14 protein-coding genes are annotated in these 12722 nt (G+C 38.5%); 1 reads left to right on the top strand and 13 read right to left on the bottom strand.

What is annotated here, in order from left to right; genetic code table 11:
• Window positions 1-24: 24 nt before the first annotated feature.
• The 3 genes from KZP23_RS19910 to KZP23_RS19900 form a co-directional block, all read right to left on the bottom strand.
• Window positions 25-972 (bottom strand): formylglycine-generating enzyme family protein, encoded by a 948-nt coding sequence (locus KZP23_RS19910; protein WP_226336556.1) that lies wholly within the window; start codon window positions 970-972, stop codon window positions 25-27.
• A gap of 324 nt (window positions 973-1296) precedes the next feature.
• Window positions 1297-1758: a DUF1801 domain-containing protein gene (locus KZP23_RS19905; RefSeq protein WP_226333518.1), complete on the bottom strand. Its 462-nt coding sequence runs from the start codon at window positions 1756-1758 to the stop codon at window positions 1297-1299.
• 100 nt (window positions 1759-1858) lie between these two features.
• The gene (locus KZP23_RS19900; protein WP_226333517.1) at window positions 1859-2404 is read right to left on the bottom strand and encodes a ferritin; all 546 of its coding nucleotides are present in this window, start codon (window positions 2402-2404) and stop codon (window positions 1859-1861) included.
• A 438-nt stretch (window positions 2405-2842) separates the two neighbouring features.
• Between KZP23_RS19900 and kdsB the strand changes: the two genes are divergently transcribed.
• Window positions 2843-3574 carry a 3-deoxy-manno-octulosonate cytidylyltransferase gene (kdsB, locus tag KZP23_RS19895; RefSeq protein WP_226333516.1) on the top strand — a complete coding sequence of 244 codons (732 nt, stop codon included), beginning with the start codon at window positions 2843-2845 and terminating at the stop codon, window positions 3572-3574.
• Here kdsB and KZP23_RS19890 read toward each other — a convergent pair whose 3' ends face one another.
• The 10 genes from KZP23_RS19890 to sufD form a co-directional block, all read right to left on the bottom strand.
• Window positions 3575-3889, bottom strand: a complete 315-nt coding sequence (locus KZP23_RS19890; RefSeq protein ID WP_226333515.1) for a DMT family transporter — start codon at window positions 3887-3889, stop codon at window positions 3575-3577.
• Between the two features lie 69 nt (window positions 3890-3958).
• Window positions 3959-4522 carry a Crp/Fnr family transcriptional regulator gene (locus tag KZP23_RS19885; protein ID WP_226333514.1) on the bottom strand — a complete coding sequence of 188 codons (564 nt, stop codon included), beginning with the start codon at window positions 4520-4522 and terminating at the stop codon, window positions 3959-3961.
• Window positions 4522-5229, bottom strand: a complete 708-nt coding sequence (locus tag KZP23_RS19880; RefSeq protein WP_226333513.1) for a 16S rRNA (uracil(1498)-N(3))-methyltransferase — start codon at window positions 5227-5229, stop codon at window positions 4522-4524. Before KZP23_RS19880 ends, KZP23_RS19885 begins: the two co-directional genes overlap by 1 nt.
• 121 nt (window positions 5230-5350) lie before the next feature.
• Complete coding sequence (locus KZP23_RS19875) at window positions 5351-7069, bottom strand: DEAD/DEAH box helicase (protein WP_226333512.1); 1719 nt, start codon at window positions 7067-7069, stop codon at window positions 5351-5353.
• 315 nt (window positions 7070-7384) lie between these two features.
• A complete protein-coding gene (locus tag KZP23_RS19870; RefSeq protein ID WP_226333511.1) occupies window positions 7385-8671 on the bottom strand; it encodes a citrate synthase in 1287 nt (428 codons plus the stop codon).
• A gap of 306 nt (window positions 8672-8977) precedes the next feature.
• Complete coding sequence (locus KZP23_RS19865) at window positions 8978-9397, bottom strand: BrxA/BrxB family bacilliredoxin (RefSeq protein WP_226333510.1); 420 nt, start codon at window positions 9395-9397, stop codon at window positions 8978-8980.
• 22 nt (window positions 9398-9419) lie between these two features.
• A complete protein-coding gene (locus KZP23_RS19860) occupies window positions 9420-9764 on the bottom strand; it encodes a DUF59 domain-containing protein (protein ID WP_226333509.1) in 345 nt (114 codons plus the stop codon).
• Window positions 9765-9768: 4 nt separating this feature from the next.
• A complete protein-coding gene (locus KZP23_RS19855) occupies window positions 9769-10200 on the bottom strand; it encodes a SufE family protein (RefSeq protein WP_226333508.1) in 432 nt (143 codons plus the stop codon).
• Complete coding sequence (locus KZP23_RS19850; RefSeq protein ID WP_317198017.1) at window positions 10197-11420, bottom strand: cysteine desulfurase; 1224 nt, start codon at window positions 11418-11420, stop codon at window positions 10197-10199. Before KZP23_RS19850 ends, KZP23_RS19855 begins: the two co-directional genes overlap by 4 nt.
• Before the next feature lie 10 nt (window positions 11421-11430).
• Complete coding sequence (gene sufD, locus KZP23_RS19845) at window positions 11431-12720, bottom strand: Fe-S cluster assembly protein SufD (protein ID WP_226333507.1); 1290 nt, start codon at window positions 12718-12720, stop codon at window positions 11431-11433.
• Window positions 12721-12722 lie beyond the last annotated feature (2 nt).

The raw sequence follows: 12722 nt of genomic DNA, 5'->3' as shown, positions 1-12722 counted from the left end.
TTTTTGCAAATTATTATTCGTTTTCTATTTCAATCCTAAGGTCTTTTGGGGAGCATCCTTTACGCATCTAAAACCTACATTGGATGTACCACTGTCATAAGCATGGCCTTGACGAGCACTTGGTCGATAATTAATGCAATAATTATCCGAGCATAGGTAAGACCCTCCTTTGATAACCCTTTCTTTAGCATAAGGATTACTAGGATTGTAACATTGGTTCATATTAGAGTCCAGAGCGGGAGCACTTCCGCTCAATCTTTGGAATTTGATGGCATCAAACCAATCATCGGTCATCTCCCATACATTTCCTATGATATCATAAAGTCCAAATTGGTTGGGAGCAAAATTCTTTACAGGAGCTGTGCCCATAAATCCATCTTCTCCTTTATTTCCATTGGGGAAATTCCCTTGGAAAGTGTTGGCCATAAATTTGCCATTTGGCCTTAATTCAGATCCCCAGGCATATCGCTGATCTCTAAGTCCTCCTTTGGCAGCGAATTCCCATTCTGCTTCAGTAGGAAGTCGTTTTCCGGCCCACTTGGCATATGCAACCGCATCGTCATAAGCGATGTGAACAACAGGGTGGTTCCATCTTCCTTCGAGGTCAGATTCAGGACCCTCTGGATGCTTCCAATTGGCACCATCTACCCATTGCCACCATTGGGAAATATCACGTTTGTCTACAGGGTGATTTGGAGCTACAAATACCATAGAACCCGGTTGTAATAAAGAGTCGTCAGGCTTGGGAGTATCCGGTGGAAGCTGTTTTTTCATTTCTTCCCAATCTGGTTTTTGCTCTGCAATAGTAATATATCCAGTTTCTTCTACGAATTTTTTGAATTGGGCATTAGTAACCTCAGTCTCATCCATCCAAAATCCATTTACCGATCTTTTTACTGCAGGTTTTTCGGCAGGATAGGCCTCATCTTCGTCGGTTCCCATAATAAAATCTCCTCCAGGAATCCAAACCATGCCATCTTGTTTTTTAACTGTCTCTTCAAATTTTGGACTTTTATGTGTTTGGTTTTCAATCTGATCCTTTCCTGTACTTTTTTCAGAACAACTGAATAGGATTCCAAGCATACTACTTGTAAAAAGTACTCCTTTGAAAGTTGTTTTGATTGTTTGCAATTGATGCATAATTATTGGTTTTATTAGATAATTCTGTATCTCTCATTAAATTGTATAGAACAATTTATGTCGAAGTTACATAAATATATAATTAAACGATAACTATTTTGTGAACAGTCTAATGCTTCTTTTTATTCCTTGATAAAAATCATATTACTGATCTTTTTAATCTGTGCGTTTTATATTGGATTCATACAGGCTTATCCAATCTTCTACAGTGAGTTTCTTGATGAGCTCTCCAATGAGGTCAAAGGGGATATGTTCTGGCTTTTTAAACCTGATACAACTTTTGCCCATGTCCAGTTTATACTTACTGTGCTTAGGGAATTCATTTACAAACCAATCCAGGATTTCTTTGTCAGCATAAATCCCATTATGGTAAAGGGCAATGAAGTTTTTTTGAGAAGCTATATTTATAAAAGGAAGGGGCAGCTTGGGATTACAGTGGTAGCCTGGAGGATATAGTTTATGAGGAACAACATAGCCAATCATTCCATAACTCATGGTTTCTTCGAAGCCTTTTGGGAGGTTGTCAGTAATGGTACGCCTTAGCCTCGAAAATGCAGGTTGGCGTTCCTCTGGTATTTTTGTTATATATTCTTCGGGACTTTGGGCTTCTATTTTCATCTTACATCATGTTTTACATGAATATAAGATTTAATTGCTTCGATAGAAAAATAAAAAGCGATCATAAAATGACCGCTTTGCAAATTTAAGTTTTTTGGTTTTAGGCATCTCCGACTTGATCGTGCAGTTTGCCCAATTCCTGATCAATGGTCCAGAGGCCAACGCCTTCTTCACCGATGATATCAAATAGCTCAAGAGCCCTTCTGGCCAAAGATTCTTCTTCTCTTTGCTCTGTTACGTACCATTGCATAAAGCTGAAGGAAGCAAAGTCTTTAACTCCAAAGCAGTGATCTACGATAATATTGATGGATTTTGTTACTTGGATTTCGTGTTCTAATATTAACTGAAACACTTCTTTTAAGGAATTAAAATGATGTTTGATGCCAGTGATTTCTGGCTGAATGGCATGGCCGCCAGCTTCATTAATATAATGCAAAAGTTTAAGCATATGTTGTCTTTCTTCTTCTGCATGAGCATATAGCAGTTTGGCGGCATTGTCATAACCCATCATATCACACCATGAAGCCATAGAAAGATAAGAGGCTGAAGACTTTGCTTCCATCTCTATCTGCTTGTTCAACATTTTTTCTGTATCGTGAAGTAAAGAACGCTGAAGCGTAACAATTTCTTTTTCCTTAGTTTTCATAATCTATGGGTTTTAATTTGTATAACAAACATAACCAAATTTTGAAACAATAGTTCATCGTTTGGCGATAAAACATGAATTTAGAATTGGTATAAGTAAAGATATAAAGAATAAAATTTGGTTAATATTAATTTGAATTAAATATAAATAAATAGTTCGGCCCCTTAACTTTTGCTACTTTATTCATTAGTTTGCCTTTTCCAATAGTTCTCGTTATAATAAGATTTTACGTTAAATATGATTTACTGTTTTGATCATCTTTCAGTAGGGGAAGGAAAGGGGACACTTCTGTTGAATTAAAGTATTTCGGGAGAGGGGCCCAAAAGTGATGATGTCATGGGCTTTTCATATTATACAACGTCAAAGAGAGGGAAATAGAAAAAGGGAAAATCTATGTTTGGGCTGATTTAATTCAAGTATTTTTTTTAACATTGCCCTATGAAAATTGTAGCAATGATTCCTGCCAGATTTGGTGCAACCCGCTTCCCTGGAAAGCTTACTTCTGACTTATGTGGTAAGGCCGTAATAGCCAGAACCTATTTGAGCACTGTAGCGACTGGATTGTTTGATAGAGTGATTGTGGTTACTGATCATGAGAAAATTGCGGAACAGATAAGGGCTGAAGGAGGTGAGGTGTATGTAAGCCAAAAGCAACATGAAAGTGGTTCTGATAGAATAGCAGAGGCCATGGTGAATGTGGATGCGGATGTGGTGGTAAATGTTCAAGGAGATGAGCCATTCCAAGATCAAAAATCTCTGACTGATTTGGTAAAGGCATTTGCTGATCCAACAGTAAAAGTAGCTTCCATGATGCGAAAGATAGAGGATGAGGTAGAAGTTATCAATCCCAATTCTGTAAAAGTAGTGGTTGATAAATCTAATTTTGCACTTTATTTCAGTCGTTCACCTATACCTTTTGTAAGGGACAGATTCAGTCCTGTTTATTATAGGCATATTGGTGTTTATGCTTATACCAAAGATATTTTATTGGAGTATACCCAATGGGATAAATCCATGCTGGAACAAGCAGAGATGTTAGAACAGTTGCGTCTGTTAGAAAATGGTATTCGAATAAAAATGGTGGAGACCGATCATGAGGCTGTTGCCATAGATACCAAGTTGGATCTAGACAGAGCCATTGCTTTTTATAAAAGAACTCACCAATCTTGATTAAGCTACGGCTTTTAAGCCCACTATTGAACCAATTAGTAGCATCAAAAAGAAAATTCTTGGCCAGCTAGTAGGTTCTTGGAAAAATAGAATCCCTATTATTAAGGTTCCTGCAGCTCCAATACCTGTCCATACAGCATAAGCCGTTCCCATGGGAATGGTCTTGATAGCTGCATTGAGGAGGTAAAAGCTGCTACAAATGCTTATAAAAAATAGAATAGACCATTTCAGGTTTGTGAAATTATTGGACAATTTTAAAGAGGTAGTGAAAGCTACTTCAAAGATTCCCGCTAGAATTAGTATTAACCAAGCCATAACTTTTTGTTTTCGCAAAAGTAGACTTTAAGTACCAGGGTTCTTTTTACATAGGTTAAATAAGGGAATTTAATATTGGCTTCTAATTCTACTTAGAGATACTTGGCTTATCCCGAGATAGGAAGCAATATTTCCAAGTGAAATGCGGTGTAATATTTCAGGGTGCCTTTGTAGGAGTTCTTCATACCTACTTGTAGCAGACTTTGTTTGGAAATCGAGCAGTCGTTTTTCGGTTTTGATCAGTTCAATTTCAGTTAGTTTCCTGGACCAATTGGCTATCTCCAAATTGGTTTTATATAGGATTTCAAGGTCATCGTTGGAAATTTTCCAAAGTAGGGATTTTTCCAAGGTGCTGATATTTTCATACCCTGGCTGTTTGGATATTTTACTATTATAAGAGAAGAGAAAATCACCTTCGAATCCAAACCAAAAATTAATATCCTTTCCATCATGGTTGAGATGGGCCTTGGCACAGCCCTCAAGTATGAAATAGCTGAAATTCTCTATTTTTCCCTGATGGATTATGGTTTCATTTTTGGTTTTTTCCACCATTGTTCCTTTGGACAATAGCAGCTCAATGGACTCATTAGAAAGTTGTTGATTCAGTTGGAGTATTTTTTCTATCCCAATCATTAAAAATTCTTTAGACTTAAGCTATGAACGGCTGCTAATCCAGCTGTTTCTGTTCTCAATCTACTATGCCCGAGGCTACAAGCTTGGAAGTGGTTTTCAAAGGCCTGATTAATTTCTTCCTCAGAGAAGTCTCCTTCAGGACCTATGAGAACTATATAAGACCGCTTGCGTTCTGCTAAATTGAATAAATGGTTTTGGTTATTTTCATCTACATAGGCGATGAATTTTTGACCATCAAAATTTTGTGTTGCTTTTATAAATTCAGAATAAGTCCTTAGGGGGTTGATTATAGGTAATCTGGTGTTAAGGCTTTGCTTACAGGCAGAGATCATTTTTTTCTCCAGTCTATCAGCTTTAAGGAAACTTCTTTCAGAATGGGCAGTCTTCAAAAGGCTGAGCTCATGGAAGCCAATTTCAGTTATCTTTTCAAGCATCCATTCAATGCGATCTGCATTTTTGGTTGGAGCAATGGCCAAATGAATATGATATGGGGAAAGGGGAGTGCACTCCTTTTCAATAATGCTTAGGCTTGTTTTCTTGGGGCTGATTTCGGTGATTTTACAAGTATATAAATTGCCCAGACCATCTGTGATGTGTATTTCATCACCGACAGATTTTCTCAATACCTTGGTCAGGTGTTTTGATTCTTCGGGTGCTAAAATAATGGGGCTATCTGGCTGAATATCCTTTTGGAAAAATAACTGCATGCTTCGGCTCTTTATATGCAAAAATAGAAACTTGGGTGGATTTTATATGGACAATAACCAAAAAAGCACAAATCATACGATCTGTGCTTTTTTAAACCTTAATTAACCTTTATATAATTACTTAACCTTTTGAAAGTTCCATGTTTACAGGCTTTCCTTTGATGGTGTTGCTCTTCATTACGTTGATTACGTGAGCAGCATCCTTAGAAGGAACATCTACGAATGAGAAGCTATCAAAGATATCGATCCCTCCGATTTGTCTACCTGGTATACCAGTTTCTCCGGCGATAGCACCAACGATATCATTTGGTCTGATCCTGTCTTTCTTGCCTAGGTTTAGGAAAAGTCTTGACATATTGGCTTCTCTTTTTCCTTTTTCACGAGTACCGCCTCTTCTAGCACCTCTTTCAGAACGCTCAAAACGGTCTCTTCCGCCTCTTCTTCCGCCTTTGTCAAAACGATCCCTTCCTCTTCCTCTTTCGCCTCTTTCTCGATCTCTGCTTAGGTTTAGATCGAAGTTCATGTCAGAAAGCTCTTCAATTGACTTACCGAACTTCAATTTCACTAATGCAAGTGCAATTTCATCCATGGTAAGACCTTCAGCTAATAATTGACCTAAAGTAGCTTCAAAGACTTGATTGTCCTCTTCCTTAGAAATGGCTTCAGACACCTCTTTTACCAATTGATCCTTTTTCTGATCGATCATTTCAGATACAGAAGGAGGAGTCATTTTGGTCAGACTTGTTTTGATATATCTTTCAAGATCTTTCAATCTGAAAATGTCTTTCCTTCCTGTGATGAAAGAAATGGCCATTCCAGAACGACCTGCTCTACCAGTTCTACCGATTCTGTGTACGTAATATTCTTCGTCCAATGGAAGGTCATAGTTGAAAACAACTTCCACATTGTCTACATCAATACCTCTGGCAGCAACATCAGTAGCTACAAGCACTGAGCAATGTCCCTTACGGAACTTGTTCATTACTTTGTCCCTTTGAGCTTGGGAAAGGTCACCGTGAAGTGCCTCAGCCATAATGCCATTAGCGATCAAGCCTTCAGTTACTTCGTCAGTTACCCTTTTGGTGTTACAGAATACTACACCTAAGTTAAACTGGTGGATATTGATCAATCTAGTGATCAATTCCATTTTAAGGTTAGGTTTAACCTCGTAGTATACCTGAGAAATATTTTCTACAGTAAGTTCCTTTTTAAGGATCTTAACGATTTCAGGATTGGTTTGGAATTTTTTGGTCAAGTCCATAATTGGCTTGGCCATAGTCGCTGAGAAGAAGATAGTCTGACGATCTTCAGGCATTTGACTCAATACCATTTCGATATCTTCTCTAAAGCCCATGTCAAGCATTTCATCCGCCTCATCCAAAACGATGGTTTTTACTGTTTCCAGTTTGATATTACCACGTTTCATATGGTCCATCACTCTACCTGGAGTACCCACGATGATTTGTACACCTTTTTTCAAGGTTCTGATCTGACGATCAATGGACTCTCCACCATAGATAGCAGTGCTATAAATTCCTTTTTTGTGTTTGGCAAGTTTGCTGATTTCTCCTTCTACCTGAACGGCTAGTTCTCTGGTAGGGCATAGGATCAATGCTTGTGGCTTATTGCTTGATGCATCAATCATATCTACGATAGGAATACCAAATGAGGCAGTCTTACCGGTACCTGTCTGTGCTTGGCCGATTACATCACGACCTTCCAGCATAAGTGGAATTGATTGAGCTTGAATTTCGGAAGGTTGGGTATAGCCCATATCTTCCACTGCCTGAAGAATTTCTGCTGAAATTCCCAGGTTCGAAAATAATAATTCGTTTTCCATGAAATTTACCTTACTCCTGTGCCCTGATTTCCTTTAATACATCCCAAAAGCGACCGAGTAAGGAAACTCACGACTCAGAAAAGTTCTGATTAATTGAGCTGCAAAAGTAGGAGGAATATTTCGATAAAGCAAATATATTATGAATATTTGTAAAATAAATCTAAAAATAATCCCCTTTTACTAAAGATATATTTGGTGTGGAGGCCTAATATTGGGTTAAATTTTGAATAAATTTTAATCAATATGTTTTGACAAAAGAAAAGCGGAACACTTTCGTATTCCGCTTTCCTCAACAATAAGTATGATCAAATATTATTATCTGTCATTCATAGACACATAAGGTCTTTCATTGGCTCCGGTGTAAACCTGTCTTGGTCTTCCGATTGGCTCGCCATTTTCTCTCATTTCTTTCCATTGTGCTATCCAACCTGGAAGTCTACCTAGTGCAAACATTACTGTAAACATATCAGTAGGGATGCCTAAGGCTCTATAGATGATACCAGAATAGAAATCTACATTTGGATAAAGCTTTCTGTCTACAAAGTATTGGTCTTTAAGTGCAGCAGCTTCTAGTTCTTTGGCAATTTCTAGTACAGGATCATTAACTCCTAGTTTAGACAATACATCATCAGCAGCTTTTTTGATGATTTTTGCTCTTGGGTCGAAGTTCTTATAAACCCTATGTCCAAAGCCCATCAACCTGAATGGATCATTCTTGTCTTTAGCTTTTTCCAAGTATTTCTTAGAATCACCACCATCAGCCTTGATAGCTTCTAACATTTCAATCACTGATTGGTTAGCTCCACCATGTAGTGGTCCCCAAAGGGCGTTGATACCTGCAGAGATTGAAGCGTAGATACTTGCTTGAGAAGATCCAACAATTCTTACAGTTGAAGTAGAACAGTTTTGCTCGTGGTCAGCATGTAGAATAAGTAGTTTGTCCAATGCGTTGGCGATGACAGGATCTACCTCAAACTTTTCAGATGGGAGCGAAAACATCATTTTCATAAAGTTCGCACAGTAATCCAGGCTATTATCTGGGTAATTTACTGGGTGTCCCATTTTGTTTTTATAAGACCATGCCGCGAAAGTTGGCATTTTTGCCATCAAACGGATGATGCTTAAATTGATTTCTTCTTTGGTTCTGTTCGGATCCAATGAAGTAGGGTAGAAGGCTGTCAATGAGCAGATCAAAGATGATAAAACCCCCATAGGGTGAGCTACAGATGGAAAGCCATCCAGCATCTTCTTGATATCCTCATGTACTAAGGTGTGGGTAGTGATTTCTTTTGAGAATTGTTCGTATTCAGTCTGTGTCGGTAGCTCGCCGTAAATTAAAAGATAAGAAACTTCTAAAAAGTTGGAGTTTTCGGCCAAATCTTCAATATTATAACCTCTGTACCTTAAGATACCTTTTTCTCCGTCCAAGAAGGTGATGGCACTTTTGGTAGATCCTGTATTTTTGAAACCAGGATCTAGGGTGATCAATCCTGACTGGCCCCTTAACTTGGCAATCTCTATTGCCTTTTCATTTTCAGTACCTTCTGTAACGGGTAATTCATACTCTTTACCGTCGAAGGATAACTTAGCTATTTCAGACATAAATTTTACGTTTATCTATTTATGGTTTTGTTCTTATGACAAATCGCTTTTGGCGGCCTTAAGTTAATAAAAACAAGGCTTATTATCATAATGAACGGTATTATTTACATTATTTATAATTAAGTATAATTACTTAATTATTTACTACGTGTTTATATTGCGCTGATTTTGCGCAATATAAAATTAAACTCCAGAATAAATCCGAATGTTTCAGTTGAAAAAAAAACAAATGTTAAAATAAAATCCCAGTTATAGGGATTTGAAATTAATTGAAATAAAAATAGTCCGCTTCGGCGGACTATTTAATTATTTGCAAAAGTGCTCAAATACTTCAACAAGGTGCTCACCTATAATTTGGGCATTTCTCCCTTCAATATGGTGTCTTTCTATAAAGTGAACCAATTCACCGTCTTTAAACAAAGCCATAGCTGGTGAAGAAGGAGGATAAGGCAGACACATTTCTCTCACCTTATTAACTGCTTCTGTATCATTTCCAGCAAATACGGTAGCCAAGTTACTTGGTTTGGCGGTAGATTTGTCCAGGGCATATACCACACCAGGTCTGGCGGCGCCTGCAGCACATCCACACACGGAATTAACAACAATGAATGTTGTGCCTTTGTGGTCCTTAAGGTGATTTTCTACGTCTTCTGCAGTTTTGAATTCTTGAAAACCTACTTCAGTTAACTCAGCACGCATAGGTGCTACTAATTCTTCTGGGTACATATATTAAGTATTTAAATTATTCTTATAAAAAGCCAAGCTCCAATTTGGCCGCTTCCGACATCATGTCTTGGGAGTAGGGTGGATCAAAGGTCAGTTCCACCTCAACATCGTTGATGCCTTGGATCTGCTGTATTCTGTCCTTGATTTCAGAAGGAATGGATTCTGCAGAAGGACAATTTGGCGAGGTTAAGGTCATCAATACATAGACATTGTTTACAGGATATACGCTGATTTCATAGATCAATCCCAATTCGTATACATCCACAGGTATTTCTGGGTCGTAAACCAATTTAATGGCTTGTACAACCTTGTCTCTTAAATCAGGAACATTTACCTTTTCTTGGTCCGTTTTAGTTTCTTCAGCCATAGAGCTAAACGTTTAATTTTGATTGATATGCCAATGCATAAAGTTTCATCTGCTTGATCATGGCCGCTAAGCCATTGGATCTTTGTGACCCAAGGATATTGCCCATGCCTATTTTTTCAATGAAATACAGATCAGCATCGATAATTTCTTTTGGGCTTCTTTCCGAAAGGACCCTAATCAAAAGACTGATCAAGCCCTTCGTGATATCTGTATTGGAGTCAGCCTTGAAAATTACTTTTCCGCTTTTTTCCTCAGTGGTAAGCCATACTTTTGATTGACAGCCTTTGATTAGATTTTCATCCAATCTCGCCTCTTCTGGGTAATTTGACAATTTATTTCCCAATTCCATAATATAAAATATAGTGGATTCCCTGTCTCCCTCAAGTATAGTGAATTCGTCTATTATTTCTTCCTGAACTTGCTTTATATCAGTCATTTATTCTTTAGTTTGGCGATTTTGCTTACGCTTTCTACCAGTCTGTCTACCTCTTCTTTGGTGTTATAAACAGAAAATGAAGCCCTAACAGTTCCCTCAAGATTAAATCGGTTCATCAATGGCTGTGTGCAGTGATGTCCTGTCCTTACGGCTATGCCTGAAGCATCCAGCATCATGCCTACATCAAAGGGATGCATACCATTAATTAAAAAGGATAAAACACTCACTTTTTTTGTTGCAGTGCCTACGGGGATGAATCCTTTTATGCTTGCAAGTTTTTCTGCAGCATAGGCAAGTAGGCTTTCTTCGTGTGCTCTAATATTAGCTTTGCCAAGCTCATTGACAAATTCAATGGCCTTTTGGAATGCTATCACATCTGCAATATTAGGCGTTCCTGCTTCAAATTTAAAAGGGATCTCGTTATAGGTAGTTTTCTCAAAAGTAACCTCCTTGATCATTTCCCCACCTCCTTGGTAAGGTGGCATGGCTTCCAGCATCTCCCTTTTGCCATATAATACCCCCAAGCCCGTAGGACCATAAATCTTATGGGCAGACATAACAAAGAAATCACAGTCCAAGGTCTGTACATCGATGTCAAGGTGGGCAGATGATTGAGCTCCGTCTATCAGTACCTTGGCTCCAACCTGATGGGCTTTAGAAATTATTTCCTCAATAGGGTTGATCGTCCCCAAAGCATTGGAGGCATGAACTATAGAAACCAGTTTTGTCTTTTCGGTGAGCAGTTTGTAAAACTCATCCATTAGGATTTCTCCTTTGTCATTGATTGGGATGATTTTTAAAATTGCTCCTTTTTCCTCACAGAGCATTTGCCACGGTACTATATTGGAGTGGTGTTCCAAGTTGGAAATGATGATTTCATCTCCCTCTTTAATGAATTTTCTGCCAAATGTTGAGGCCACTAGGTTAATGCCCTCAGTGGTACCTTTGGTAAAAATAATTTCCTCTTCTTCCTTTGCATTCAAGAAGGCGCGTACTGCTGCACGGGTTTTTTCATAGGTCCTGGTGGCCCTATCCGCTAAGGTATGCGCTCCTCTATGGATATTGGAGTTGTCATGGGTATAATAAGAAGACAATGCCTCCAGTACCACCTTTGGTTTTTGGGTAGTGGCGGCATTGTCTAAATAAATAAGGGGCTTTCCATTGACCTCTTGGTCGAGTACCGGAAATTGCCCCCGGATATTTTGGATGTCCAAAGTCATGAAAGGTATTTTATAAATTCCCTAATCGTTCTTGAACAAGAGAAATACAATATTCCTTGAAAGCTTCGATTTTAATATGGTCTAAAATTTCTCCAGCGAAGGCATAAAGCAAAAGGCCTCTGGCTTCTTCTTTTCCAATCCCTCTGGCCTGAAGGTAGAAAAGTGCTTCATCGTCCAGTTGGCCGGTAGTACAGCCATGTGAGCATTTTACATCATCAGCCCAGATTTCCAACTGTGGTTTGGTGTTGATGATAGCATCATCTGAAAGTAAGATATTGTTGTTTTGCTGGAAGGCATTGGTTTTTTGAGCATCCTGCCTTACAAAAATCTTACCGTTGAATACTCCACGAGATTTGTCTCCAAGAATGCCTTTATAAAGCTCATTGGAATCCGAGTGTGGCATGGTGTGGTCCACATTGGTATGGTTATCTACATGGCTATTGCCATCCAATAGATAAAGTCCATACATATTTCCTTCACATCCACTGTCCAGCAAGTTTAAGCTCAGGTTGTTCCTGATCATATCTCCCTGAAGTGAAAGGGTGAAAGCTGAGAAGGTAGCATCTCTATGGATGTCTGTCACAAAGTTATTTACTTCAATGGCAGCCTTGCTTTCATTTTGGATCTTATAGTAGTGCAAGTGGCTATTGTCACTTACTTTTACTTCCGTTACAGAATTCAAGAAGTAAGCAGCTTCATCCAGGCTGATGATCTTTTCAATAAAAGTAGCCTCAGTGTTTGCCTCAGCATCAATAAAGACTCTTGGGCTGATCACCTGACCTTCATTGGCCTGGTTGAAGTAAAGTACTTGGAAAGGCTTTTCAACAACTTTTCCTTTGGCAATATGAATATAAGTGCCTTGCTCAAAAGAGGCAGTGTTCAAAGCTGCAAAAGGGTCTTTTTCAACCTTGGCAATCGTGCCAATTTTTTGTACCTCCTCAGAACTTAGATCTGAAAAGCTCTTGAGGGTAAAATTCTCTTCAGAAAATGAAGAAAGCTCTAGGTCCAATTGCCCGTTATTGAATACCAACAAATGGGCATCCAAGTCCGCGATCAATTCAGCTTTTACTTGCTCAGCATTTAAGTTTGCTTTTGAAGCAGCTCCGAAGTTGGAGATGTTTGATTCCAGCTTTTTGCTTAAATGGGTAAATTTATATTCCTCTGCTTTTTGAGCTGGAAGTCCTTCATTCTTTAAGAAATCGATTCCTTTTTGCTGTAAGTCCACCAAGTTTTCAGCCTTAGTTGATTGGGCAGCTTCCAGGAAAGATTCCGTGATTTTATTTTTGGTTAGTGTAGTCATCA

The organism is Echinicola marina, from assembly GCF_020463795.1.
In the GTDB taxonomy this organism is placed as follows: Bacteria; Bacteroidota; Bacteroidia; order Cytophagales; family Cyclobacteriaceae; genus Echinicola; species Echinicola marina.
Note: the sequence above shows the minus strand (reverse complement) of the source record. Positions and strands in the feature narration are given on the sequence as shown.